We start from the raw sequence: 23,701 nt of genomic DNA on the forward strand, positions 1-23,701 counted from the left end.
AGTATGTGTGTGCGAGCTTGCCCCTACAGGTATTGCATTAGCTTTGCATCCCGGGATCGCGTGAAGAACCTCATTTTATTGGGGTGCAAAGTTCCACCAGCGTTCCGTCCGGGCAGCGCACGTAGGAGACGGTCTGGCCCCAGGGTTTGGTCAGCGGGGCGGCCACCTCGCGGGCCCCTGCGTTCAGGGCTTTGGCGTGGGCGGCGGGGACATCGTCGGTGACGAGGCCGACTTCCATGCCCAGCGGTTTCACGCTGGTGTGGGCGCTGATGTGACCGCCGTTGAAGTTCATGGCGGCCAGTTCGTCGGCGGCGAAAGCCAGGGCGGTTTCACCGGTTTCGAGTTCGCCGTAGGTGTTGGATTCGTGGAGGAATCGCGTGGTGAGGCCGAACGCGGTTTCGAAGAATTGCAATGAGGCGGGGACGTTGGCGACGTAGACGATCAGGTAGCCGAATTTCATGGGTGAACATTCCTTGTTTTGATAGGGCGGGGCTAATGTAGCAGAGTCGCAGCGCTTGCTCGCAATGGGCTGGACAGTCGACATGGAGGTTGAATGTCAGGTCCTCATCGCGGGCAAGCCCGATCCCACAGGCTTCTTTGGAGGGGGATGCTTGTGATTCAACTGATCGACAGCAGCATCCTTTGCAGCATTTCATCGCAGCCGTTCAATTGCTCCAGGCTGACGAATTCGTCCGGTTTATGCCCCTGATCCATGCTGCCCGGCCCGCAGACCACGGTGGGTATTCCTGCGGCGTCAAATAGCCCGCCCTCGGTGCCGAAGGCTACGGTGCCGAACGCTCGGGAACCGGAAAACCCGGCGATCAGCTCCGCGGCTTCGCTGTGGGCTTCGGTTGCCAGGCCGGGATACGCCGATAACTCGCTGAAGCGAATCTCGCTCTGTTCGCTCACGGCGCGCATGCGCGGCAATACCTGCTGCTCGGCGTAGGTCTTCAGTGCCTGCGCCACCTCGCTCGGATCGTGTGAGGGCAGGGCGCGGATTTCAAAATCGAAGCGGCAATCGGCAGGGACGATGTTCAAGGCCTTGCCGCCGGCAATGACGCCGGTTTGAACGGTACTGAACGGTGGGTCGAAGTGCGCGTCGTGATGCTCGGGGGCTTTGAGCCGGTGGCCGATGCGTCCCAGTTCGCCGATCAGTTCGGCGGCGTATTCGATGGCATTGACCCCCTGCGGCGCATAGGCGGAATGGCAGGCCTGGCCGTGAATGTCGCAACGCATCGCCAGTTTGCCCTTGTGGCCAAGCACCGGTTTGAGCTCGGTGGGCTCGCCAATGATGCAGAGCATCGGTTTGATGGGGCGCCGTTCCAGGGCTTTGAGCAAGGACCGCACGCCGAGGCAGCCGACTTCTTCATCGTATGACAGCGCGATGTGAACCGGCCGCTGCAGGTTGGCCGTTACCAGCGCCGGAACCAGCGCCAGCACGCAGGCGATGTAGCCTTTCATGTCCGCCGTGCCGCGACCGTAGAGCTTGCCGTCGCGCTCGCTGAGTTCGAACGGCGCGACGGTCCACGGCTGGCCGTCCACGGGCACCACGTCGGTATGCCCCGACAGCACGATGCCCGGACGATCCGCCGGGCCGAGGGTCGCGAACAGATTGGCCTTGCTGCGCTGCTCGTTGTAGATCAGTTCGCAAGGCACATCGAAGCGCGCGAGGTAATCGCGGACAAACTCGATCAGCTGCAGGTTGGATTCGCGACTGGTGGTGTCGAAAGCCACCAGGGTTTTCAGCAAATCGCGGCTGCTGTTCATCGGTCGTCTCCGGCGACGCCGTAGCCAGGGGATTTGTCGGGAGCGAGGGCGCGGTCGATGTAGTCCTGAACCTGTGGGCGATAGGCGTCCCAGAGCTTTTCCAACTGACCGATCGGGTTTTCGTCGGCCCAATCGACTCGCAGGTTGATGATCGGCCAGGTCAGTTCACCCACCACCACCATCGCCGCCGAATGCACCGGCCCGGCTTCGCCACCTGCGGCAATGGCCGCTTTCATCGCGGCGAGCAGGCGGTCGGCGAGTTGACCTTCGCCGTGCTCGAACGCCTGGACCATGGCCTCGATCACCGAACGATCGGCCAGCATGTTGCCCGCCGCCACGCATTGTTCGCCCGATACGGCATTGTGGTTGCCCAGGGTTTGCGCGCCGCTGAAGTACGCGGTGCGGCCGAGGTGGTCGATGGCGGTGACCTGCCGATACTGGCTGTAACCGTTGCGGGTCAGCACCTTGTCCAGCGCCTCGGCCGGCGCGAGGCCCTGTTCCATGAGGGCGAGGACTTCCGGGCCGAGGGACGGCAGGGTGATGTTTTGCGTGGACACCGCGCCGACACCGGGCAACAGCCAGGGGCAGCGGGCGCCGACGGCGATGCTCGAGGAACTGATCGCGATGCCGAATTGACCGGTTTCGGGGCAGCGTGCGGCGATGGAAAAGGTCATAGGTGTGTTCCTTGGTGTGCCTTGTCGAATGGGGTGTCTGGGCGGACGCCATCGCTGGCAAGCCCGCTCCCACAGATGATTGTGTGGATGCGACGATCCCTGTGGGAGCTGGCTTGCCAGCGATGGCAGCCACTCGGTAAGCCTGCTTACTCGGGAATCACCGCAATCACATCAATCTCCATCAGCCACTGTGGCTGCCCCAGGGCCGACACCACCAGCCCGGTGGAAATCGGGAACACGCCTTTGAGCCACTTGCCCACTTCCTGGTAGACCGGTTCGCGGTAACGCGGGTCGATCAGGTAGGTGGTGGTTTTCACGATGTGGCTCAGGTCGCTGCCGGCCTCTTCCAGTAACTGTTTGACGTTGCGCATGGCTTGCTCGGCTTGCGCACGCGGGTCACCCAGGCCCACCAGGTTGCCTTCGAAGTCAGTACCGACCTGGCCGCGCACATAGACAGTGTTGCCGGCCCGGACCGCTTGGCACAGGTCGTTGTCCAGGCTCTGGTTCGGGTAGGTTTGTTTGGTGTTGAACATGCGAATGCGGGTATGGGTTGGCGTGGACATTTGACGCTCCTGACAGAAAAAGGCTTAGGCACTGACCGTGGTTTCAAGGGCAACCGGGGCCGCTTCGGCCTGCCGTTGCGCCGCATCGTGGTAGTCGAGGTATGAGCGCTGGATGGCGATCTGGTCAGCCACGTATTTGGCGTCGTGCCAGACGCCCCAGATAAACGACGAACCGCGTCGCGACTGCCACGGCAGACCGAGGAAATACACCCCGGGCTCGCTCGATACGCCGCGCTGGTGCTGCGGCTTGCCGTTGGCGTCGAAGGCGTTGACCTTCAGCCAGCTGTAATCAGTGGCAAAACCGGTGGCCCAGATGATCGAGGTCACGCCGGCCTTGGCCAGGTCCAGCTGCAGGATCGGATGGGTCACGCACTCGGGATCGGGGAAGGTTATCCGCGCTTCCGGTTCTTGCGGCAGGTCCAGGCCGTTGCGCTCGATGTAGGCATCGGCGGCATCGAGCAGCGCCAGATAGTTCTCATCGCCCCGGGCCAGGTTCTCGGCCAGGTTCGGCTGGAAAGTCGCCACGCTGCCGTCGAACGACTGGGTCAGGCCGACCAGGGTCATGCCGCGATGGGCAAGCCCGCGAAAGTCCACGGTCCGCCCGCCATGGGCGCCACTGACGGCAATGGTCACGTGTTCCCGACCGGGCTTCATCGCCGCTTGATCCCATTCGCCCAGCACCCCCAGCCACCAGCAGAAATCACGGTTGCGGTAGGCGCGGGGAGGGCGATCGTGGGCGCCTACCGAGAGGTAGACCTGCTTGCCCGCACGCTGCAACTCGTCGGCAATCTGCACCCCCGACGAGCCGGCGCCGACGACCAGAACGGCGCCTTCCGGCAGTTGCCCAGGGTTGCGGTAATCAGCCGAGTGGATCTGTAGCAATGGCTGGTCTTTCGGCGCGATCGGCGGGATGACCGGATTTTGGAAAGGACCGGTGGCGGCGACCACGCGGGCGGCTTCGATCACGCCTTCGGAGGTTTCGATGGTGAACCCGGGGCGACCGACATTGCGCTCGACCTTCAACACATCGACGCCGGTGCGGATCGGGGCGTTGAATTTTTTCGCGTAGGCTTCGAAGTAATCGGCCACCCGCTCTTTCGGGGCAAAGCTGTCAGGGCTCAGGTCGTCGAATGCCAGGCCGGGAAAGCGGTCGTGCCAGGCCGGGCCATTGGCCACCAGCGAATCCCAGCGGCCGGTGCGCCAGCGTTCGGCGATGCGGTTACGCTCCAGCACCAGATGCGGCACACCCAGTTTGCTCAGGTGCTCGCTCATGGCCACACCCGCCTGACCGGCGCCCACAATCAGCGTATCTGTTTTTATTTTTACAGTGGTCATCTCAATACCCTTTGAAGTTGGATTCAAACCGCATGTGGCCTGCCATCTCTTGGGGTCAAGACTAGGGATCACCCTGATATCGGTAAAATATTATTAAGCTGGCATTTGAGCATAAATAACTGATGCAGCGCCTTTGGCCCCGCAGCTTGGGGCGCGTGATTCCGCCCAGGGCAAACCGCTTCCACCCGGCGTCCCGAGTGGGCGATCAGGCAATGGGTCCGTCTGTCGCCAAGCTTGAACTGTCAGGGGGATATCGCGTCATAAAGGTCGCGATATCAACCCCCTACGGAAGCAATCATGCTTTTAAAAAACAAGAGTCTTGTAGCCGTCATGTCCTGCGCCTTGATGTTGGCGGCCGCCCCTTTACTCCCGAATGATCTGTCGGTCATCAACACCGCTTCCGCCAGGGAAGGGGGTGGACACGGCGGTGGCAATGGCGGTGGCAACGGTGGCGGTCATGGCGGTGGAGCGGGCGGTGGTGCAGGTGGCAGCCACGCCGGCTCAGACCACGCCGACAGCAATGGCCGTGCTAACGGGCTGGACAGCGACCACGCCGGCAAAGCCGTTCGCGACCATGGCATCAGCGGCAAGCACAATGGCAGTGAGCGAAATGATGATCGCGGTCATGGCAGCACGACCTCAGGCGTCGCTCATTCCAAAGACACCCGCGGCGTAACCAAGGCCACCGCGATCTCGGCTACCACGCCCGGTGATCACAACACCAAAGGGCTGAGTCATGCCGGGCCATCGGGAACAAAAAAATCCCATTGATCGGCAGTTGAAGCGATCAGCTTCAGCCCCAGAGAAAGCCCGCAGTCATGCGGGTTTTTTTTCGTCTCAACGTTGCTCGTTGCCCCAGGGCGCTTCAGTTTTAGGGCCAGGACTCAACGTGAGTAAACCTTTCAGCCAATGGTCGGGGTTGGCCAAGCCACGTTTGGCAGTGTTTCGTATTCGGGCTTTGCGAACAGATAGCCTTGATAGAAGTTAATGCCCAGGGCCAGTAACTGCTGTAGTTCGGCATTGGTCTCTACGCCCTCTGCGATCACTTCAATGTTGAGCGCTTTGCATACACCGAGGATGCCTTGGACGATTGCCTGTCGCACCGGGTCAGTGCAGATGCTACGTACCAGGGCCATGTCCAGTTTGATGATGTCGGGTTGAAACTCTGCCAGCAAATTGAGCCCTGAGTACCCGGCACCGAAATCATCTATCGCCGTCTTGAAGCCTTTAAGACGATATTCTCGAATGATGCTTTTCAGATGTTCCTTGTCCACCAGTTCTTCGTTTTCGGTGATCTCGAAGATCAGTCTTTCTGTGGGAAAACCAAATCTGCGTGCAGCTTCAAGCGTCGCACGAATGCATGTGGCTGCTTGATATACCGCGTTGGGCAAGAAGTTGATGCTGACAAAACAGGGGATTTTCAGGCGTGAAGCAAGCTCGACAGCCTTGACGCGGCATGCTTGGTCAAAGGCATAACGGTTCTGTTCGTTCACCTTTCCAAGAATGGTGGCGGCACCACTGCCATCGCAACCACGTACCAAAGCCTCGTAGGCAAAAATACTGTTGTCGCGCAGGTCTACGATTGGCTGGAACGCCATACTGAACTCAAAATCCAGTGCGTCGCCGTCTCTACAGGCACTACAAGGAGGGACTATGGGTGATTTCGTGTTCATTCGAGACCTGTTTTACTAACGATTAGTGGGTCGACCGAGCCAGGGTTTTGTACAAGCCGCAAGGCTGACTCAACGTGCCAATGTCGACGAGAAATTGCTGATTGCCTGTACGACTTGGCGAGCACTGTCCTGAATATCCAGTATCACTTGACCAGCCTCACCGGCTAATTTGACTCCTTGTTCCGCCTTGTCTTTACTCGCCTCCATCCTGGCCACTGCCCCTTGGGCCAATTCACGATTGTGCTGCACCACCTCGACAATCTTGAGGGTGGCCTGACTTGTGCGCGAAGCCAGATTGCGCACTTCGTCAGCGACCACCGCAAAACCCCGACCCTGTTCTCCGGCACGAGCCGCTTCGATGGCGGCGTTTAGCGCTAGAAGATTTGTTTGTTCGGCGATACCACGGATGGTCTGGACGATGCTGCTGATGACTTCCGACTGTTGACTGACATCGTTGATACCTTCGGCTGCGTGATTCAATTCGCCGGCCAGGCTTTGCATGACATCCACGGTCTCCTGCACCACTCGGGCACCTTCGAGTGCTGTATCGTCGGTTTTCAATGAGGTCTCATAGGCCATGCGGGCTGCTCGTGATTCAGCTTCCTGCTGGAGAACCTGAGTCGTGATATCGCTCGCAAACTTGACGACTTTGTAAAGGCTGCCGTTGGCGTCGAACACTGGGTTGTAAGTCGCACGTAACCAGACGGTGTGTCCCCGGTTGTTGAGGCGCTTGAAGTTACCGGAGAAAAACTCGCCTTGATTCAGGCGCTCCCAGAACTGGCGATACTCATTGGATTCACTTTCGCTTCGCTCACAGAACAAACGATGGTGCTTGCCAACAATCTCATCGAGGCGGTAACCCATCACGGCAAGGAAGTTTTCGTTGGCGCTGATGACCTCTCCCAGCCGGTTGAACTCAATGGTTGCCATGGAACGGTTAATCGCCTTGATCAGGCTCTCCTGCTCTTGTTCCTTCTGCACCCGGGCAGTGACATCAGCAGCAATCTTGACGACCTTGATCACCTGTCCAGAGGCGTCGCGAACAGGGTTGTAACTGGCCTCCAGCCAGATCTCACGTCCCTGTTTGTCCAGGCGCAGGAAGCGGTCGTTTATGAATTCACCCTTACTCAGGCGTGACCAGAAACCTTGATAAGCGACGCTGTTGGTGCATTGCGGTGTACAGAACAAGCGGTGATGCCTGGAGCGAATTTCCTCAAGGCGATAGCCCATTATTCTCAGGAAATTGTTGTTCGCGCCGAGGACCGTGCCATCAGGCTGGAACTCAATCAGCGCCATGGAGCCACCTAATGCGGCGAGGGTGGCTTCGCAGTCAGCCAAGCGCTGCTGGCTGAGGGCCAGCTTTTTTTTGATTTGCGAGTTGAACATACGTACCTCAGTGGATATGGACTGCTTGGCACTTTCATCAAGCTAACGCAAAAGTTATACACTGCTGTATTAATTGTACAAGAAAATTCGAGATTGAACACGAAGGATGGATGTTGATCGCGGGTCATGCATTAATCGGGCAGGGGGGATCGAGCGTCGGCAATTGATGGTGGGTCTGCGCAGCTGGGGCATAATCGACAGCGCATTCGATGCCTGAGCATTCTTGTGCGTAGGACGTTGTCTTGTATAGGTTTGTATCGAGCGGGCCCCGGAACAGACTGAGGATGGGCGCTGTTCTTTCTGTGACAGTGCCGCCCTTTCGAGTCGGGGCGGCTGTCTATCCATTGGGTATCGCCTGACGATCAATTTCCTCGGTAGGTGGAGAAGCCATAAGGGCTGAGAAGCAACGGGATGTGGTAGTGAGGAACGGTACCGTCCACTTCAAAAATGACGGGTACCTCCGGAAAGAAGCTGGACGTCTTGTGCGCTTTGAACCACTCACCGGTCTTGAAGGTGACACGGTAGGTACCTTTTTCCAGACCCCGACCTTCCGGATACAGCCCGGTGATACGACCTTGCTCGTTGGTTGCCGCGCTGTTGAGCATGTCCCAGTTTTTTCCATCCTGTTTTTCCAGCGTGACATTGACGCCAGGGGAGGGCAGGCCATCCTGCAAGTTGAGTACATGCACGCTCAATGGATTTGCCGCTGCTGATGCAAGGGCTGAAAGGGCACTCAATACAGCGCCAGCGAAGAAGCTTTTCAATACAGTCATGGGGATGTCCTTAGTTTTTAACGGCAGGTAAAACTTTGTTAATAGCAACCTCTGCACAACCTTCATCGTTTGCAGCCCCGCCCGCACCGGCCACGCCGATGGCGCCGATGACCTGACCCTCAAATTTCAATGGCACGCCTCCACCGAGCAGTAACAATTCATCAAGGGTGTTGAGGTTTTCAGCATCCGGATTCGCGCGAGCGCGTTCAGCCAGCAACCGCGTCGAAGTCTTGGTCGACAGGGCGGTAAAGGCTTTGCGTTGCGCGGCTAACGTATTGTGCGGGCCGACATTGTCATCGCGTTGCACGGCAACCAGATTGCCGCCACGGTCGACCACTGCGGCAACGGCTGTGCGGCCATCGGCGTGACAGGCCGTCAGCGCGGCATTTAGCAAATCGTTAGCCATTGCCAGTGATACGTCCTTGCGCTGCACAACTTGATCCGGGGCTGCAACGGCGAATGCAGAGCTCATGGCGAGTGTGATCAGCAATGAAGTCGATAGGCTTGTACGCATGCTGTTTCCTTGGGTTGAGGCTGTCTGAGTCATTGCCAGACATCATGACCTGCGCACCCCGTCAGAATGATTGCCTGCGGATTACCAAGATGTAATGTGAGAAATCAGCGAAGCGGGCTAGCCTGTGCTCCAGTACTGGAGGAAAAAATGCGTATCCTGGTGGTTGAAGATGAAACGAAAATGGCGGATTACCTGCGCAAAGCCCTGACTGAATCGGGCTATGCGGTAGAGATCGCCCTTGACGGGCTGGATGGCCAGCATTTGGCACAGGAGAGTGAGTTCGATCTGATCATTCTGGATGTCATGCTGCCGGGGTTGGATGGCTGGCAATTGCTGCAAATCATCCGGCGTAAGTGGCAGACCCCGGTACTGTTTCTCACCGCACGTGATTCGGTGGATGATCGGGTCAAAGGGCTGGAGTTGGGGGCCGATGATTATCTGGTCAAACCCTTTTCCTATGCCGAGCTGTTGGCCCGCGTACGCACCTTGCTACGCCGTGGCCCGCCTCGCGAGGTTGAGCATTTTGTGGCTGGCGACCTGAGCCTGGACTTGTTGCGACGCAAGGTCACGCGCAATGGAGAACGCCTCACCCTGACCAACAAAGAGTTCGCCCTGCTGCATCTGCTGCTCAGTCGTGAAGGGGAGGTGTTATCGCGTTCGCTGATTGCCTCACAGATCTGGCAGATGAACTTCGACAGTGACACCAATGTGGTTGATGTTGCCATCCGTCGACTGCGGGCCAAGGTTGACGATCCTTACGCGGTGAAGTTGATACACACGGTGCGAGGCATCGGTTACATGCTTGAGGTGCAATCCTGAAACTGTTTCCGCGCACCCTGAGCCTGCGCCTGGCGATCATGTTCGCCCTGGTCAGCACGCTGTTACTGGGCTCCATTGGTTTTTATCTTTATCAATCGTTGCAGCGAGAGATTGCCTGGCGCGATGATCAGGCCCTGCTGGGGCGCCTGGAGCGAATGCAAGCCTTGATCAGCGATAGCGACAGCATCGAGCAGTTGCGAGGTCGGCCCAAGCTCTACGAAAACATGTTGGGCAATCGCGACAGTCTGCTATGGATCGTCGATGACACTGGCAAGGTGTTAATCGAAATCAATCCAGTGCGAATGACGTTGCCGAAGTTACCCGCTGCACCCCACGCTCGCCTCGTTGACGATCACTCCTCCGAGCCCGTGCGACTTGCCTGGCAGGATGTCACCCAGGGTGGTCGCGGTTTGACCCTGATTGCTGGCAAGTTGCTGGGGGAGCGCGACCAGATGCTGGGGGCTTACAGGCTCAAGCTCTGGCTGGCCATGTCAGTCGGTGCGCTTCTGGCTTTTGCACTCGGCTGGTGGGTCAGTCAACGAGGCTTGCACCCCGTGCGCCTGCTGGCCAAGCGCGCAGCCGGAATCGATGTGCAGCATCTGCATCTGCGGCTGGATCAGTTCAATGAACTGAATGAGCTCAAGCAGCTCTGTAGCGCCCTCAATCAGATGCTTGCACGCCTTGAGGACGGATTCGCCCAGCTTTCACGCTTCTCGGAAGATCTCGCCCATGAGATGCGAACCCCGCTTGGCAACCTGATGGGACATACCCAGCAAGCCCTGAGGCGCAGTCGCTCTATCGAGGACTATCAGAACCTGCTGGTTTCCAATCAGGAAGAGTATGAAAGGCTGGCCCGAATGATCGACAGCATGTTGTTTCTCGCTCGCACCGAGCAGCCAAACGCTTGCGTAAAATTCGAGCAAATCAACCTGCACGATTTGATCGAGCAGCTATGTGAGTATTTCGAAGGCGTGGCGCAGGAGCGAGATGTACAACTGATAAACCGGACTCAGGATCAGTTGCCGGGTGATCCAGGCTTGATCCGTCGAGCATTGGCTAACTTGCTGGCCAATGCGCTGCGCTACGCCACTCCCGCCTCGGCAGTGACGGTCAGCAGCGAGGTTTCGCAGGACATGCTCAAAATCACGGTGCACAACCACGGCGAGCCGATTGCGGCAGAGCATCTGCCGCGATTGTTTGAGCGCTTTTACCGGTGTGACCCCTCACGCAATCAACCCGACGATTCCGGGGGGCTGGGATTGGCCATTGTTCGCTCAATCATGCAACTGCATGGCGGTCGCGTATCGGTTGATAGCACTGAAGCCGGTACGCGCTTTCACTTGGAGTTTCCCCTTGGAAACGCTTGAATATGAGTAGCGAAAGGCCAACCACCAAAGCCGAGCGTCTTCGCATTCCGGGGACGATCTGGGCGTTGGGCTTTGTCAGCCTGTTCATGGATCTGTCTTCTGAGCTGGTACATAGCTTGCTGCCTGTATTTTTGGTTACGACATTGGGTGCGAGTGCATTGACCGTCGGGGTCATCGAGGGGATTGCCGAGTCGACCGCAATGCTCGTCAAGATATTCTCGGGTGCTATCAGCGACTTTATGGGGCGGCGCAAAGGATTGCTGTTGCTGGGGTATGGTTTGGCTGCGCTAAGCAAACCCCTTTTTCCTCTGGCACACTCGGTTGAAGTCGTCTTTACCGCGCGCTTTCTGGATCGCATCGGAAAGGGCATTCGTGGAGCACCGCGAGATGCCTTGGTCGCAGATGTTTCACCGCCCGGGATCCGGGGGGCCTGTTTTGGCTTGCGCCAATCGATGGATACCCTGGGGGCTGTTCTTGGCCCCGCTCTGGCCATCTTGCTGATGCTATGGCTTGCCGATATCCAGATCGTGCTCTGGTTTGCAGTGATTCCCGCAACAATAGCGGTGGCTCTGATTGTCGCAGGCGTCAAAGAACCCACACTCGCCTCCAGCGAACACGAATTCCGCTCTCCCATTCATTGGCGATTTCTTCACGACTTCTGCGCCGGGTATTGGTGGGTCGTCGTGGTGGGAGGGGTATTGACGCTTGCCCGGTTCAGCGAGGCGTTTCTGGTATTGCGTGCGCAGCAGGCAGGCCTGTCGGTCACCTGGATTCCGCTGGTGATGGTGGTGATGGCACTTTTCTATGCATTGTCTGCTTATCCTGCCGGCTGGTTATCTGATCGTATGAGCCGTACGAAACTGCTCTGCATTGGCATGGGGTTACTCGTCCTGGCGGATCTGGTGCTTGCTCAGTCCGGTTCTGTCATCACTATGATGCTGGGCGTTGCATTGTGGGGACTTCATATGGGGTTCAGCCAAGGCATCCTTGCCTCACTGGTCGCTGATAACGCACCCGGGCAACTCAAGGGTACGGCTTTCGGCATTTTCAATCTGGTCAGTGGTGTATGCATGCTGATCGCCAGTGTTTTAGCGGGCTGGCTGTGGCACAGCTTTGGCTCAGGCAGCACATTCCTCGCGGGGGCAATGATTGCCGCAACAGCGCTGCTCTTGCTGTTACTCAAGAAACAATAATAGTTCCGGCAGGGTGCAGAAGAATGGCGATCGGGTTGAGCAACTCACCAATGGCACAGCGCTCTTTGGCCACGGGTGGGGGTGGTGTGGCGAGCTAACAGGACTTTGCCATCCCAACCCCCGTCTGCCGTACCTGGAGGGCGAGGCGCAAGTCGTGCATCGCCAAAAGCAACAGCCAGCGTGCTGCGTGGCGCATTCACATCAGGCTGTGTAGACGTCAAGGTAATGAGGGACATGAGGTGATAAATGCGCTCCTCGACCACCGAGCCCATCCACAGCGATGAAGTCCGTTCGTTTGTAAGCTCGAATTCGACGACCCATAGACGAAGTACGAGGCGCGAACGGCTCAACGTGTCATCACTATTCGCTCGAACGAGGGTGAGACAAGGGAGGCGACCGCTGGCGAAAAATGGAATGACCGGGAGAGCTGCCGGGCCAGTCTGGACGTTAAACCAATTCAGTGCGTTCATTGGTGTCCAGTCCGCCGAGTCGTTCCAACCTTGTTTTTGCAGGCTATCTCGCAAGTCGTTCAGATCACCGGCCCACTGGAACGACATGGGCTCATTGGTGTCGCCCGTGAGGTCAATACGTCGCACCGGCACTTGCTGCCAGCCCGACGCCCACCAATCGGTGGCGGTCATGTTTGGAGTCGTTGCTTTGACAGCATAGCGGTCGATATCGGTGGCATGGCTGCGATAGATATTGAGTCCCCCCACCAGTATCAGTGCTGAACATCCGGCGGCAAGCAGGCCCTTTGGTTCCACGCGTCCAACCTGGCGTCGCAGGTAGGACAGTCCGAGCAGCGCCAGCCAGGCCGACCCGAATGCCAATCCCCCGATAACGTCGGAAAACCAATGCGCACCGAGGTAGAGGCGCGAGGAGGCGATCAGAAATATCAGGATTGCTGCGCCGAGAGCGACGACGAGGCGCCAGGCCGGGTGCAAATCACGCGCGATGAGAAAGGCGAGGAAACCGTAGAGCACGACGTTGACCGTGCTATGACCGCTAGGGAAGGAAAATGCACTCCAGCCGGAGTAGAGAAGCTCGCCGGGGCGAACTCGATGCAGCGCCACTTTGATGACCGAGTTGAGTGCTGAGGCGCCGGCAATCGCAATCAGCCAATAGGCCGCCGTACGCCAGGCGCGTTTCCACATGAGCCATGACAAGACAACCAGTGTTACCGCAGCCACGACTGTAGTGTCGCCGAGCTCTGTAATGGCGATCATCACCGCATCGCCTGGCACTGTTCGAAGATCCTGGAGCACGTGGTATATCGCACTGTCGACGAGCAGCAACGGGTCGCCGGTGATGACATCTTCAAGGATGCCAAAGAAGAGCCAGGCTGCACCGACGAGAAGCACGGCTGACACTGCGAGAGTTCGTGCTTCGGGCCGCGAAGGATCGAGTAAATGGCTGAGACGGCGGCTCAACCAGGTGTCGTGAGCCCCGACCCGGCACTGCAGGCGGCCCAATGCGTCGATGGCACAGGGGATGCCGCGACGCAACATCCAGCGCACGATATACAGGAGTGCCCAGCCCACAGCGAGTAGCACGACCAGCAGGATCGCCAGCGGCCTGGCAGCCGCTCCAAGAATGCTGAATGTTGCGCCAACGAGTACACCGGACAGGATATGCGACGAAGCCCAAGCGAGCGCCGAGACAATATTGACGGCATAGAATCGACTGGCCTTCATCCCCAGCATGCCGGCGAGGAGGGGTATGACGGCGCGGACCCCCGGTACGAAGCGCGCGAAAAACACACTCTTGGCGCCGTGACGCTCAAAGAAGGCCTCGCTTCTCTGAATCAGTTCAGGGTGGCGGTTCAGGGGCCAGAAACCAAGAATCTCGCGGTTGTATCGATGCCCGAGCCAGAACGAAAGTCCATCACTGGCGATGGCACCTGACGTGGCGGCGACCAACAACGGCCAGAGCAGCAATACGCCGCTCGGGACCAAGGCACTGAGCGTGAGGATCACGGCAGTGCCGGGAACGACAGCGCCGATAATCGGGATTGACTCGCAAAGTGCCAGAAGAAACACCGCCAGGTAGGCAACATGTGGATTTGCCGTGAGGAACTCGATGATTGATGAGACCATGTACGTCATCATTCGCGGGCAACCTATGCAATGTCGGCCCTAAGGCGATCAAGGCGCGTGTCTTCCCGTCAGGGCGACTTCCGCGTGTTTGAACTCAACGCAGCCTTCGGCTGGTTTCTCGTGGTATTTGACGTTGCCAAACAGTTGATAATGGTCGGGAAACACTCCTCCCGGCAACATACGCATCACCGCCGAGATGAAAGTAAGGATCGATATATGCTTTTGAGCAAGCGCGAACAGGCACAACTTGAGCGTCGCCTGATTACCGCCCTTACCGAGGCCTGCGAAACGGCCAAGGCGGAGATAGTGGGATTCTCCTGGTTGACCCACGAGGTGGATTACGCGCTGTTCCCATCCAGTCTGATGGTTGTTTGGGTTTTCGACACCCACGCCAGCAGGAATCAAGCGCTCGCCTGCGGACAAGACAAACGCATGCTTGAGCTGACCACTCAGGCGCTACTCGCGGTGGGTATTCAAATCAGCCAAGTGATGGCTCACCTGCACTTCGACAGTGAAGAGCAATGTCGGCGGATGAACGCGGGTGACTGGCAGCAGCGCTTGGCGCGCAAACGCTTTATGAAGGGTTGAAGCATGGCCAAGGATATCGAGAACCCCTGTATTTCTGTTTGCCAACTGAACAGCGAGCTTTGCCTGAGCTGCGGTCGCACCAAGGAGGACATCAAAAAATGGAAGCGCATGAAGCGCCCGGAAAAGATGGCTGCCGTGCAGCGTGCGACGCTGCGTCTGAAAAGCCTGCAAAAAAAGAACGCTTGAATCTTTATACGCATCAATACCGAGCAACATCGATTGGGCTGGTTGTCGGAAAGTCAGCGTCCGGCGAAGACACCTGCCCTGGTGTCACATTCAGGGCATTGGCGTGCTCTGCGGCATTAGCTCAACACTATTCCTGACGCTGAAACCGGGCAGCGGGGAGCCCTGGCGGGTATCTTCAGGCTGCATCCGGGGCATTGTGGAGAGGCGCCCAACCACGGCTGGGCGCCATTTGACTCAGCCAGTGTGGTGGCTTCCACATGTTGCGCAGTTCGCCCTCGTACGGGCCAGGATCATTCGTGGTTCCAGAACCCAAGCCCCAGCAGCGGCCGACCTTGTCCATGGCAGCACCCGCGACAGCCGCGCTGGCCGAAAATCCGCTGGGAGTATCCGAACGGCAGACGTTGCTAACGTTGATTGAGGCGGAACACTGGCATATCGCCCGTGTCGCCGCCCGCCTGGGAATCAGCCGCAATACGCTCTATCGCAAACTGCGTCATCACGGTATTTCACGACCCGGTTGAATGCGGCGCGCAACTTCGCTGTAGCAGGGAGGGCGCGATTGTCAGCCTCAGTCGCTCACCGCCCACCACCATTCGTTCAGTCGATAGTTATCATCAAGGAATGCAAGTTTTGTTTTGCCGGAAAAAGAGGAGACTGGCGATACACCGAAGCGGTTTCTGAAGGAGCAAACGCGATGAGAACTTCCACCCTGCTGACGCTTGTCGCCTTTTTGAGCTGTGGTGTAGCAGCCATGACGCCTGCCTTCGGCGCGGGTCAGGAGTCTTGCCACTTTTTGCCGATGGCCGATAGCGCTGCCGGCCTGAAGCACGCGCAATCGGTGGCGGTGCTTTACAGCGAAAACACCGTCAACACCCAACAATACCTTGAGAGCTACCACGCCGTGGCGGTCAATGGCGCGAAGAACCCGCAGATGAATCCGCAAATCGCCAAGGCGTTCGTCGACAGTTCCGATCCGCAACGTGCGCTCAACGGGTTGATGGGGTCGCTGCAGAAACAGTTCGCCTCGGTGACGGTCTACGACAACCTTGACGCCGCCGTACAGGCGCATCCCGATGTGGTGGTGATGCTCGACACCTTCAGCCGCCTGGTGTCCAAGCGCAACGATCAGGTCGAAGCGCGGTTTGTCGCCAGGTTCTACGATGCGAACCTGCAATACATCGGTCAGGCTGAAGGTTCACGCGCCAAGCAAATGCCCTCGGTGTGGGTGCATGGCAAAGCCGCTCCGCAGATCGCCGCACAAATCAACGAGCAAACCGAGTTGCAGGTGAATGCGCTGAAACAGTTCGATGCGTCGCTCAAGGCGCTGGTGATGACGGGCAACGTGGATCACGTTGCCAGCAACTGACGGCCGGTTGATCGGCCGTCAAGGCGTGCTCAGTGGCTGACGCGCAACCACAACGACACACACAAGCCGCTTCTGGCCCGTTCATCCGTGAAACCCAATTTCACCCGCGCCCCGGTACGGTCCACGATCGCCTTGACGATCGACAGCCCCAGCCCCGAGCCGGATTCATCGGTGCCCAGGCAGCGATAGAACGGATCGAACACCCGTTCCTGTTCCTCCACGACAATACCTGGCCCCGAGTCCCTGATCTGCAACAGGGCCTGGCCGTTATCCATTTTTAGCGTCAGGTCTACGCGGCCGTGCGCCGGCGTGTAGCGGATAGCGTTGTCCACCAGGTTTTTCACCACGGCCGTCAGGTCGATTTCGTTGATGCACACCCGCGCGTCTTGTTCGATCTCGACTCCAATGTCGAGGTGCTTGCGTTCGGCCAGCGGCAATAGATCTTCCAGCACGCGGCGATAGACCTCATGCACGGAGGTCGTTGATGCCCCGCAGGTCGCAGTGGACTGCGCCTTGGCCAGTGTCAGCAACTGGTCAATCAATTGTCTGCCGCGCTCGATGCCCCGTCGCAAGGGCACCAGCCGCTCTCGCGCCGGCTCCGGCATGTCGACGGCGGCCAGTCGCTCGGCTTGCAGGGACAGGGCCGTCAGCGGCGAGCGCAGTTCGTGGGCGGCGTCGGCGACGAAGCGGCGCTGGCTTTCCATGGACTGCGCGACACGGTTGAGCAATCGATTGATCGCCACCACGAAGGGGCGGATTTCGAGGGGCAGGTGGTGTTCGTCGATCGGATGCAGTTCCTGCTCGTCGCGGCGGTCGATTTCGGACGAAAGCATGGCAATGGGGCGGAACAGTTTGCGCACCAGGTCGCTGACCACCAACAGCAGGATGGGCAGCAGAACCAGGAACGGCAGGACACTGCGCCAGGCACTGGCGCGGGCGTCCTTGTCGCGGGCGCCGGTTTCCTGGGCGACGGCGATGCGCTCGCCCTGGGCGGTGGTCTTGACCAGGACGCGAAAGGCTTCGCCGGCAATGGGCACGGTCGACAGACCGTCGGGCAAGGTCGTGGGGAAGGGCAGCGGGGTGCCGGCATCATCGTCTCCCGAGGCTTTGCTGCCGTCGGCCAGGTATTGAAGAACGATGCGCGCCTCGTCGTCGTCCGCCGCGCCATTTTCCGGGTACTGGAGTGTCATGTGCTGGCGGTCGAAGAGCTTGGCCATCTGGCGCAAGGTGTCGTCCTGCATGTCGTGGGCTTCATCGAAGGCCGAAACGTAGGCGAAGACCCCGGCCACGATGGCGACCGTCAGGATGGCCAGCGACAGGGCCACGCTCAACCTGAGCTGGACCGACTCGCCTAAACGTTTTTTGAAACCATCCATCCCATACCCCTGACATTTTTGATGACGTGGCTTCCCAGTTTGCGACGCAGCGCATGAATCAGGAATTCCACCGCATTGCTTTCCACTTCATTGCCCCAGCCGTAGAGACGGTCTTCGAGTTCGCTGCGCGACAGGATGGCCCCTGGCCGGATCAACAGCGCCTGGAGCAAGGCGAACTCGCGACTGGAGAGCAAAACCCCGGGATTTTCTTCCGTGCTGGCTTCCTTGGAAATCAGGTCCAGGGCCACGACGCCGTTGTCGAGTCGCGACAGGGCGCTGCCACCGTGACGGCGCAGCACCGCACGCATGCGCGCCAGCAGTTCGGCCATCTCGAAGGGTTTGAGCAGGTAATCGTCGGCGCCGCCATCGAGCCCGCGCAAGCGATCATCGAGGTTGTCCCGGGCGGTGATGATGAGCAGCGGCACGGGGTTGTTCTGGCCACGAATACTGTCGAGTACATCGAGCCCGTCCTTGCCGGGCAGGCCGAGGTCCAGCAACACCAGATCGTAGTGCTGGGTCTGCAACGCAGTCAGGGCCAACAGGCCGTTCTTGACCCAGTCGGCGGCGTAACTGGCATCCGTGAGGGCGCTCTGGATCACGTCGCCGATCATCGGGTCGTCTTCGACCAGCAGTATCCGCATGTTCGGCTCCGGTAAGAAAAGACGCGACGGTGATGGCCGTCGCGCCTGTATTGAAGCACCTGTGTCCGGGTTTGTCCGCTATCGCCTCACGGAGGTAGCGGCCATCGGTCAGGGGGTGGCTTTCATGGCGTCGAAGGCCTTGAGCAGGTCATCCATGGCGATTTTGCAGTCGCTCTGGACCGGGCTGCTCTTGCGCAGCGCAGACAGTGCGCGGTCGATGGCCTTGTCCACCACATGCCAGTCGCTGGCGGCACGGGGCTTGATGCCGGCTTCGGCTTCATCCCAAGAGGTTTCCAGGTCCTTGATCCGGGTTTTCGCCGCAGGCAGGTCATTTTTGTCGACCAGCCCGACGACGTCGGCGGCAATGCTGCGGAACGCTGACAAGTCGCCCAGTTTGGAGCCCGCGACGGCCTGGTTGCTGACCGCGCCCGAAGCGGCACCGGCATTGGGTTTGTCCGCCGGTTTCGAGCAGCCGGTCGCGACGCCGAGCAGGGCAATGGCGCCAACAATGGCAAGGTGGCGAATGGCGTTTTGAACGTAGCGCATGAAGTGTCCCTGAATGGCTGTTGAAGGATTACGCAGTGGTGTGTTTACGGCTGCCGACGCTCATTTGCGCGACGGCCACCAGAATGACGATGACGCACAGGAACAGCGCGCTGGTCCAGCTCGCGCCCATGCCCAGGCCACCGTAGGTTTTGGCTTGCGTCAGCAGGTCGCCGAGGGAGGCGCCGAAGGGGCGGGTCAGGATGTAGGCGATCCAGAAGGTCAGCACAACGTTGCCGCCCAGGCGCCAGGCGACGAGGGTGGCGCCAATCAATACGCCGAATATCACCGCGCCGAGGGTGAAGCCCAGGCCCAGTGCTTCAGTGGCCAGGTCGCCCGCCGCGGTGCCCAGGGCAAAGGTGCAGAGCACGGTCGCCCAATAGAACAGCTCGCGACGTGGGGTGACGATTTCGCGGATGGAGAGGTTGTGTTCGGTCCGGTACCAGACCAGGAAATTGACCGCCAGCAGAACGGAAAAGACCGCGGTACTGGTGTACAGGCTGACATCCAGCATGTCGGTGAGGATGTCGGTGATCTGCGTGCCGACGATGCTCACCAGCACCACGGTGAGCCAATAGATCCAGGGGGTGTAGGCTTTTGTGCGCAGTTGGCCGGTCAGCGCGATGGCCAGCAGGGCCGCCATGCCGATACTGGTCCAGCCCGCGCCGAGGCCTGCGTTGACGGCCAGAAAGTCGGCGCCGGTCTCACCGACCGTGGTGGACATGATCTTGATGACCCAAAATGACAGCGTCACTTCGGGCACCTTGTTGAGCCAGCCGGCGGGTGTCGGGTTCATGTCGATCGATTCTCCTGGGCAGCGCTGTTAGTGGCGCAGGAGAAAGGCTACCGACTGAAACTTAGCTGGGACTGAGCAAGGCAGGATCGAGCAATGCCGGGCACTTTGAATCAGGCGTGGCCCAGCGCGATGGCAAACGAGACCACGATCATGCAGGCGAAGGCGAAATTGAGATTCATGAGATGTCCATCCGGTGCTTTTTGTGATGGCGCTCATCTTGAACAGGTCACGCGCAAATAAAAAATTCGCCTTCGTGATTTGAAAGATCGAAACAATTGATATCTGGCCTCGTCCTGTTTGTGTTTATGGCACGGTTTGACTAATCTCGCAAAAACACGCAGCTAAACGCATAAGCAGGCAAAAACATGCATGATCAGCATTCCGCGGCCGAACTCCCTCATGTGCGCCGGCAGAAAATCCTCCTGATCCTCGAGCGCGACGGCAAGGTCATGGCCTCCGGGTTGAGCCAGCATTTCGCCGTGTCCGAAGACACCATCCGCCGCGATCTTGCCGAGCTGGACAGCGCCGGCCTGGTTCAGCGGGTGCACGGCGGGGCGCTGCCGCGACCCAAGGACACCGGCAAGGATTACTTCACCCGCATCAGCGAAACCGATGAGGTGAAAACCCGACTGGCGCAGCTCGCCGCCCAAAGGGTGGAGGACGGCCAGATCGTGATGTTCGATTCGGGCACGACCACGCTGCAGATCGCGCGTTCGCTGCCCTCGGACATTTCCATCACCGCCATCACGACTTCGCCGATGACTGCCATCACCCTGGCTGAATACAAAGGCATCAAGGTCATTCTCGCGGGCGGGCAACTCAACCTGGCGACCCTGTCCGTCAGTGGCCACGAGACCCTTCGCTTGCTACAGGGAATCAAGGCTGACCTGCTGTTCACCGGGGTTTGCGCGATTCATCCCGAGGTGGGCATCAGCTCGCTGCATTTCGAGGAGGTACCGGTGAAACAGGCACTGATCGACAGTGCCTCGCAAGTGATCGCCGTCACCACGGCGGACAAACTGGGCGCGGTCGAACCGTTCGTGGTGGCGCCCTGTTCGCGCCTGCATACGCTGATCACCGAGCGTCATGTGGCAACGGGCAACATCGAGGATTACCGCAAGCTGGGCATCGAGGTGGTGCAGGTGGAGGCTTGAGCAAACTATGGGAGCAAGCTGGCTCCCACAGCTGATTCAGGTGTATCCCGTGGATGCTTCAGCGCAGGCGTTCAAGCATTTGGTAGTACCACATGCCGGCGGCGAGCATCGGGTTGCCGAGCAGGTCGCCCATGGGCACGCGGATGTGCTGGCAGGCGGCGAAGGTGTCGAAGTGCTCCAGTTGTCCGGTGATCGCGCGGCCCATGATTTCGCCCATGATGTGCGTGGTGGCGATGCCGTGCCCGGAGTAGCCCTGGCAGTACCAGACGTTGTCCGAGAGCTTGCCCAGTTGCGGGATGCGGTTGATCACGATGCCCATCGCGCAGCTCCACTGGTAATCGATGGCCACGCCCTTGAGCGCCGGGAATGTTTGCTCGATGCAGGGGCGCAACTCGGCGGCGATGTCGCGGGAATCCTTGCCGCTGTAATTGGCGCCGCCACCGAACAGCAAACGACCGTCCGCCGTCAGGCGGTAGTAATCGAGCACGAAGCGGCAGTCGTAGACGGCCAGGTCTTCGGGGTTGATCTGTCTGGCCAGGTCGCCCAGCGGCACGGTGGTGACGATGCCGCCCATGGCCGGGAAGATCTTGCCCTTGAGTTGGCCCGGTTCCAGTTTGTGGTAGACGTCGCCGGCCAGCAGCACCTGGTTGGCGTCGATGCGACCGTGGGCGGTGCGTACGCCAGGGCTTTTGTGCGGGCCATCGCCGTGAATGATCTCCAGCACTTCGCTGTTTTCGAAGATCAGCGCGCCCAGGCTCTCGGCCGCGCGGGCTTCGCCGATGCACAGGTTCAGCGGGTGCAGGTGCATGTTGCGGGTGTTCTTGATTGCGCCGTGGTAAAGGTCGCTTTGCAGCAGGTCACGCACCTGGCTGCGGTCGAGCAGGCTGACCTCGTCGCCCATGCCACGGCGCACGGCTTCGTCGTAATCCTTGCGCAAGCCCTCCATGTGGCCTGGCTTGTAGGCCGCGTGCAGGTGGCCGTGCTTGAGGTCGCAGGCGATGCCGTATTTTTCCACCCGTTGCCGGATGATCTGGTGCCCACGCCAGCGCAGGTGCCAGATGAAGTCGTCGACGTCTTCGCCGAGGGTGCGGCGCATCTGCTTGCGCATGGCCTCGTCGCCCGAGAGGCTGCCGGTGACCTGGCCGCCGTTGCGTCCGGTCGCGCCCCAGCCGATTTTGTGGCTTTCGACGATGGCGACTTTCAGGCCTTTTTCAGCCAGTTCGACGGCGGTGGCGACGCCGGTGAAGCCGCCGCCGATGATCACCACGTCAACCCGGTGTTGGCCTTGCAGGGTCGGGTAATCGGTGTCCTGGTTGAGGGTGGCGGTGTAGTAGGAATTGCAGCGTTGGTTAGTCATGTCAGGGTCCAGGCAAAAATGAAGAGCAGTTAGCGCGCTCCCACAGGGGGGGCTGATTGGGCTCACGCCTCAGTCAGATACCAGCGCCAGTCCTGCTCACCCACTTCGCCCATGAACTGCCGATACTCGGCACGCTTGACCGCCAGATAAACCCCTAGGAACTCCTGACCCAGTGCATCCCTCGCCCACGCCGAATTTTCCAGTGCCGTCAGGGACGTCAGCCAGTCGGTGGGCAGCAACTGCGTGGCTTGGGCATAACCGTTGCCTTGCACCGGTTCGCCCGGATCGAGGTTTTCACGGATGCCGCGGTGGATGCCGGCCAGAATCGCCGCCGCCGCCAGATACGGGTTGGCGTCGGCGCCGCAGATGCGGTGTTCGATGTGGCGGCTGTTGGCCGGGCCACCCGGCACGCGCAGGCTCACCGTGCGGTTATCGACGCCCCAGGTCGGTGCCAGGGGCGCATAGCTGTTGGCCTGGAAACGCCGGTAGGAGTTGGCGTTGGGGCAAAACAGCAACAACGAATCGAGCAGCGAGGCGAGCATGCCGCCGATGGCGGTGCGCAGCAGCGGGGTGCCGGCCGGGTCCTCGGAGGCGAACAGGTTGCGACCTTCGGCGTCGGCGATGCTGACGTGCATGTGCATGCCGGTGCCGGCCAGATCGTCGAACGGCTTGGCCATGAACGTCGCCTGCATGCCGTGCTTGTGGGCGACGGCTTTCACCAGGCGCTTGTAACGCACGGCCTGGTCCATCGCCTGCAAGGCGTCGCCGTGTTCCAGGGTGATTTCCACCTGGCCCGGGGCGTATTCGGAAATCGCCGTGCGCGCCGGAATCTCGTGCAGTTTGCACGCGGCATAGAGGTCGGCGAGGAACGGTTCGATCTGTTCCAGCTCACGCAGGCCATAGACCTGAGTGTGCCGTGGACGACCACCGTCAGCGTCCAGCGCCGGTTGCGGGCGACCGTTGTGATCGCGCTTGCTGTCCAGCAGATAGAACTCCAGCTCGCAGGCCATCACCGGGTGGTAACCCTCGGCTTTGAGGCCGTCGATGACCTTGATCAGCAGGTGACGCGGGTCGGCGATGCTCGCCGGCATGCCTTCTTGCGGGTGCATGCTGACCTGCACCGCCGCCGTCGGAATCTGCCGCCACGGCAAACGCACCAGGCTGCCTTCGAGCGGGTAGGCGCGGCAGTCGATGTCGCCGACGTCCCACACCAGCCCGGAGTTCTCGACGTCTTCGCCCTGCAAGGTCAGGCCGAGGATGGTGCTGGGCAGCGGACGACCGCTTTCATACACCGCCAGCAGTTCTTCGCGGTGCAACAGTTTGCCGCGTGGCACGCCGTTGGCATCGAGAATGAACAGCTCGATCATGTCGATATCGGGGTTGTTTGCCAGAAAGCGTTGGGCATCTTCAAGGGCTGCGAATTTCATGGTTCGTCACTCACGTTGGCGTCCCGCGGACGCACGGATTCGGGCCGCGGCACGGGCACGGACAAAGATCCGTTGCGTGCTGGCAGCGATAGCAAAAAGGCTGGGGG

24 protein-coding genes and 2 pseudogenes are annotated in these 23,701 nt (G+C 59.7%); 9 read left to right on the plus strand and 17 right to left on the minus strand.

Annotated features, from left to right (window positions below):
* Nucleotides 1-70 precede the first annotated feature (70 nt).
* The 5 genes from AC1Q6D_RS06455 to AC1Q6D_RS06475 form a co-directional block, all read right to left on the minus strand.
* Nucleotides 71-460 carry a VOC family protein gene (locus tag AC1Q6D_RS06455; protein ID WP_103404204.1) on the minus strand — a complete coding sequence of 130 codons (390 nt, stop codon included), beginning with the start codon at nt 458-460 and terminating at the stop codon, nt 71-73.
* 158 nt (nt 461-618) lie between these two features.
* Nucleotides 619-1,767, minus strand: coding sequence for an acetylornithine deacetylase (gene argE / locus AC1Q6D_RS06460; protein ID WP_103404205.1), 1,149 nt, complete (start codon nt 1,765-1,767; stop codon nt 619-621).
* A complete protein-coding gene (locus AC1Q6D_RS06465; protein ID WP_103404206.1) occupies nt 1,764-2,441 on the minus strand; it encodes a DUF1028 domain-containing protein in 678 nt (225 codons plus the stop codon). Before AC1Q6D_RS06465 ends, argE begins: the two co-directional genes overlap by 4 nt.
* Before the next feature lie 146 nt (nt 2,442-2,587).
* Nucleotides 2,588-3,004, minus strand: a complete 417-nt coding sequence (locus AC1Q6D_RS06470) for a RidA family protein (protein ID WP_047528033.1) — start codon at nt 3,002-3,004, stop codon at nt 2,588-2,590.
* Between the two features lie 24 nt (nt 3,005-3,028).
* A complete protein-coding gene (locus tag AC1Q6D_RS06475) occupies nt 3,029-4,339 on the minus strand; it encodes a flavin-containing monooxygenase (protein ID WP_047528034.1) in 1,311 nt (436 codons plus the stop codon).
* Nucleotides 4,340-4,636: 297 nt separating this feature from the next.
* On the opposite strand from AC1Q6D_RS06475, the gene AC1Q6D_RS06480 reads away from it, so the two are divergent.
* A complete protein-coding gene (locus tag AC1Q6D_RS06480; RefSeq protein WP_103404207.1) occupies nt 4,637-5,110 on the plus strand; it encodes a hypothetical protein in 474 nt (157 codons plus the stop codon).
* Between the two features lie 131 nt (nt 5,111-5,241).
* On the opposite strand, the gene AC1Q6D_RS06485 is transcribed toward AC1Q6D_RS06480, so the two are convergent.
* From AC1Q6D_RS06485 to AC1Q6D_RS06505, 5 genes and pseudogenes are all read right to left on the minus strand, one after another.
* Nucleotides 5,242-6,012 (minus strand): EAL domain-containing protein, encoded by a 771-nt coding sequence (locus tag AC1Q6D_RS06485; RefSeq protein ID WP_207291564.1) that lies wholly within the window; start codon nt 6,010-6,012, stop codon nt 5,242-5,244.
* A gap of 69 nt (nt 6,013-6,081) precedes the next feature.
* Nucleotides 6,082-6,591: a methyl-accepting chemotaxis protein gene (locus AC1Q6D_RS06490; RefSeq protein ID WP_256590236.1), complete on the minus strand. Its 510-nt coding sequence runs from the start codon at nt 6,589-6,591 to the stop codon at nt 6,082-6,084.
* A 33-nt stretch (nt 6,592-6,624) separates the two neighbouring features.
* A pseudogene (locus AC1Q6D_RS06495) lies at nt 6,625-7,398 on the minus strand (PAS domain-containing protein); the annotation flags it as partial.
* Between the two features lie 362 nt (nt 7,399-7,760).
* On the minus strand, nt 7,761-8,171 hold the full coding sequence (gene uraH / locus AC1Q6D_RS06500; protein ID WP_047528039.1) for a hydroxyisourate hydrolase: 411 nt from the start codon (nt 8,169-8,171) through the stop codon (nt 7,761-7,763).
* Nucleotides 8,172-8,181: 10 nt separating this feature from the next.
* Entirely contained in the window at nt 8,182-8,685 is a 504-nt protein-coding gene (locus tag AC1Q6D_RS06505; RefSeq protein ID WP_103404210.1) for a GlcG/HbpS family heme-binding protein, read from the minus strand.
* A 147-nt stretch (nt 8,686-8,832) separates the two neighbouring features.
* On the opposite strand from AC1Q6D_RS06505, the gene AC1Q6D_RS06510 reads away from it, so the two are divergent.
* From AC1Q6D_RS06510 to AC1Q6D_RS06520, 3 genes are read left to right on the plus strand one after another with little or no spacing between them, the layout of a single operon-like run.
* Entirely contained in the window at nt 8,833-9,504 is a 672-nt protein-coding gene (locus tag AC1Q6D_RS06510) for a heavy metal response regulator transcription factor (protein ID WP_090468709.1), read from the plus strand.
* Nucleotides 9,501-10,871: a heavy metal sensor histidine kinase gene (locus tag AC1Q6D_RS06515; RefSeq protein WP_103404211.1), complete on the plus strand. Its 1,371-nt coding sequence runs from the start codon at nt 9,501-9,503 to the stop codon at nt 10,869-10,871. Before AC1Q6D_RS06510 ends, AC1Q6D_RS06515 begins: the two co-directional genes overlap by 4 nt.
* Nucleotides 10,872-10,873: 2 nt before the next feature.
* Entirely contained in the window at nt 10,874-12,064 is a 1,191-nt protein-coding gene (locus tag AC1Q6D_RS06520; protein ID WP_103404212.1) for an MFS transporter, read from the plus strand.
* 44 nt (nt 12,065-12,108) lie between these two features.
* Here the strand turns inward: AC1Q6D_RS06520 and AC1Q6D_RS06525 are convergent, their stop codons facing one another.
* Nucleotides 12,109-14,172 carry a bifunctional DedA family/phosphatase PAP2 family protein gene (locus AC1Q6D_RS06525; RefSeq protein ID WP_256590223.1) on the minus strand — a complete coding sequence of 688 codons (2,064 nt, stop codon included), beginning with the start codon at nt 14,170-14,172 and terminating at the stop codon, nt 12,109-12,111.
* 204 nt (nt 14,173-14,376) lie between these two features.
* On the opposite strand from AC1Q6D_RS06525, the gene AC1Q6D_RS06530 reads away from it, so the two are divergent.
* From AC1Q6D_RS06530 to AC1Q6D_RS06545, 4 genes and pseudogenes are all read left to right on the plus strand, one after another.
* Nucleotides 14,377-14,748, plus strand: a complete 372-nt coding sequence (locus AC1Q6D_RS06530; protein WP_103404312.1) for a hypothetical protein — start codon at nt 14,377-14,379, stop codon at nt 14,746-14,748.
* Nucleotides 14,749-14,751: 3 nt separating this feature from the next.
* A complete protein-coding gene (locus AC1Q6D_RS06535; protein WP_047528048.1) occupies nt 14,752-14,934 on the plus strand; it encodes a DUF1289 domain-containing protein in 183 nt (60 codons plus the stop codon).
* Nucleotides 14,935-15,275: 341 nt separating this feature from the next.
* Nucleotides 15,276-15,455: pseudogene (locus AC1Q6D_RS06540) on the plus strand (helix-turn-helix domain-containing protein); the annotation flags it as partial.
* 173 nt (nt 15,456-15,628) lie between these two features.
* The gene (locus AC1Q6D_RS06545) at nt 15,629-16,300 is read left to right on the plus strand and encodes an ATPase (protein WP_103404213.1); all 672 of its coding nucleotides are present in this window, start codon (nt 15,629-15,631) and stop codon (nt 16,298-16,300) included.
* A gap of 29 nt (nt 16,301-16,329) precedes the next feature.
* Here the strand turns inward: AC1Q6D_RS06545 and AC1Q6D_RS06550 are convergent, their stop codons facing one another.
* The 4 genes from AC1Q6D_RS06550 to AC1Q6D_RS06565 all read right to left on the minus strand — a co-directional run bounded on the left by AC1Q6D_RS06550 (nt 16,330) and on the right by AC1Q6D_RS06565 (nt 19,656).
* Nucleotides 16,330-17,676 carry an ATP-binding protein gene (locus AC1Q6D_RS06550; protein WP_103404214.1) on the minus strand — a complete coding sequence of 449 codons (1,347 nt, stop codon included), beginning with the start codon at nt 17,674-17,676 and terminating at the stop codon, nt 16,330-16,332.
* The gene (locus tag AC1Q6D_RS06555) at nt 17,652-18,317 is read right to left on the minus strand and encodes a response regulator (protein WP_103404215.1); all 666 of its coding nucleotides are present in this window, start codon (nt 18,315-18,317) and stop codon (nt 17,652-17,654) included. Before AC1Q6D_RS06555 ends, AC1Q6D_RS06550 begins: the two co-directional genes overlap by 25 nt.
* Nucleotides 18,318-18,425: 108 nt before the next feature.
* Complete coding sequence (locus AC1Q6D_RS06560; RefSeq protein WP_103404216.1) at nt 18,426-18,863, minus strand: hypothetical protein; 438 nt, start codon at nt 18,861-18,863, stop codon at nt 18,426-18,428.
* 28 nt (nt 18,864-18,891) lie between these two features.
* Complete coding sequence (locus tag AC1Q6D_RS06565) at nt 18,892-19,656, minus strand: COG4705 family protein (RefSeq protein ID WP_103404217.1); 765 nt, start codon at nt 19,654-19,656, stop codon at nt 18,892-18,894.
* Nucleotides 19,657-20,021: 365 nt separating this feature from the next.
* On the opposite strand from AC1Q6D_RS06565, the gene AC1Q6D_RS06570 reads away from it, so the two are divergent.
* Nucleotides 20,022-20,810, plus strand: coding sequence for a DeoR/GlpR family DNA-binding transcription regulator (locus tag AC1Q6D_RS06570; RefSeq protein ID WP_103404218.1), 789 nt, complete (start codon nt 20,022-20,024; stop codon nt 20,808-20,810).
* Between the two features lie 58 nt (nt 20,811-20,868).
* Here AC1Q6D_RS06570 and AC1Q6D_RS06575 read toward each other — a convergent pair whose 3' ends face one another.
* Both AC1Q6D_RS06575 and AC1Q6D_RS06580 read right to left on the minus strand, forming a co-directional pair.
* Nucleotides 20,869-22,167, minus strand: coding sequence for an NAD(P)/FAD-dependent oxidoreductase (locus tag AC1Q6D_RS06575; RefSeq protein ID WP_103404219.1), 1,299 nt, complete (start codon nt 22,165-22,167; stop codon nt 20,869-20,871).
* A 62-nt stretch (nt 22,168-22,229) separates the two neighbouring features.
* Nucleotides 22,230-23,594, minus strand: a complete 1,365-nt coding sequence (locus tag AC1Q6D_RS06580; RefSeq protein WP_047528069.1) for a glutamine synthetase family protein — start codon at nt 23,592-23,594, stop codon at nt 22,230-22,232.
* Nucleotides 23,595-23,701: the final 107 nt, after the last annotated feature.

This window comes from Pseudomonas sp. MT92 (genome assembly GCF_058792515.1).

Bases quoted from the DNA above. Each gene is read 5' to 3' on its own strand.
- AC1Q6D_RS06455 (WP_103404204.1), bottom strand. From the start codon at position 460: ATGAAATTCGGCTACCTGATCGTCTACGTCGCCAACGTCCCCGCCTCA.
- argE (WP_103404205.1), bottom strand. From the start codon at position 1,767: ATGAACAGCAGCCGCGATTTGCTGAAAACCCTGGTGGCTTTCGACACC.
- AC1Q6D_RS06465 (WP_103404206.1), bottom strand. From the start codon at position 2,441: ATGACCTTTTCCATCGCCGCACGCTGCCCCGAAACCGGTCAATTCGGC.
- AC1Q6D_RS06470 (WP_047528033.1), bottom strand. From the start codon at position 3,004: ATGTCCACGCCAACCCATACCCGCATTCGCATGTTCAACACCAAACAA.
- AC1Q6D_RS06475 (WP_047528034.1), bottom strand. From the start codon at position 4,339: ATGACCACTGTAAAAATAAAAACAGATACGCTGATTGTGGGCGCCGGT.
- AC1Q6D_RS06480 (WP_103404207.1), top strand. From the start codon at position 4,637: ATGCTTTTAAAAAACAAGAGTCTTGTAGCCGTCATGTCCTGCGCCTTG.
- AC1Q6D_RS06485 (WP_207291564.1), bottom strand. From the start codon at position 6,012: ATGAACACGAAATCACCCATAGTCCCTCCTTGTAGTGCCTGTAGAGAC.
- AC1Q6D_RS06490 (WP_256590236.1), bottom strand. From the start codon at position 6,591: ATGGCCTATGAGACCTCATTGAAAACCGACGATACAGCACTCGAAGGT.
- uraH (WP_047528039.1), bottom strand. From the start codon at position 8,171: ATGACTGTATTGAAAAGCTTCTTCGCTGGCGCTGTATTGAGTGCCCTT.
- AC1Q6D_RS06505 (WP_103404210.1), bottom strand. From the start codon at position 8,685: ATGCGTACAAGCCTATCGACTTCATTGCTGATCACACTCGCCATGAGC.
- AC1Q6D_RS06510 (WP_090468709.1), top strand. From the start codon at position 8,833: ATGCGTATCCTGGTGGTTGAAGATGAAACGAAAATGGCGGATTACCTG.
- AC1Q6D_RS06520 (WP_103404212.1), top strand. From the start codon at position 10,874: ATGAGTAGCGAAAGGCCAACCACCAAAGCCGAGCGTCTTCGCATTCCG.
- AC1Q6D_RS06525 (WP_256590223.1), bottom strand. From the start codon at position 14,172: ATGATGACGTACATGGTCTCATCAATCATCGAGTTCCTCACGGCAAAT.
- AC1Q6D_RS06530 (WP_103404312.1), top strand. From the start codon at position 14,377: ATGCTTTTGAGCAAGCGCGAACAGGCACAACTTGAGCGTCGCCTGATT.
- AC1Q6D_RS06535 (WP_047528048.1), top strand. From the start codon at position 14,752: ATGGCCAAGGATATCGAGAACCCCTGTATTTCTGTTTGCCAACTGAAC.
- AC1Q6D_RS06545 (WP_103404213.1), top strand. From the start codon at position 15,629: ATGAGAACTTCCACCCTGCTGACGCTTGTCGCCTTTTTGAGCTGTGGT.
- AC1Q6D_RS06550 (WP_103404214.1), bottom strand. From the start codon at position 17,676: ATGGATGGTTTCAAAAAACGTTTAGGCGAGTCGGTCCAGCTCAGGTTG.
- AC1Q6D_RS06555 (WP_103404215.1), bottom strand. From the start codon at position 18,317: ATGCGGATACTGCTGGTCGAAGACGACCCGATGATCGGCGACGTGATC.
- AC1Q6D_RS06560 (WP_103404216.1), bottom strand. From the start codon at position 18,863: ATGCGCTACGTTCAAAACGCCATTCGCCACCTTGCCATTGTTGGCGCC.
- AC1Q6D_RS06565 (WP_103404217.1), bottom strand. From the start codon at position 19,656: ATGAACCCGACACCCGCCGGCTGGCTCAACAAGGTGCCCGAAGTGACG.
- AC1Q6D_RS06570 (WP_103404218.1), top strand. From the start codon at position 20,022: ATGCATGATCAGCATTCCGCGGCCGAACTCCCTCATGTGCGCCGGCAG.
- AC1Q6D_RS06575 (WP_103404219.1), bottom strand. From the start codon at position 22,167: ATGACTAACCAACGCTGCAATTCCTACTACACCGCCACCCTCAACCAG.
- AC1Q6D_RS06580 (WP_047528069.1), bottom strand. From the start codon at position 23,594: ATGAAATTCGCAGCCCTTGAAGATGCCCAACGCTTTCTGGCAAACAAC.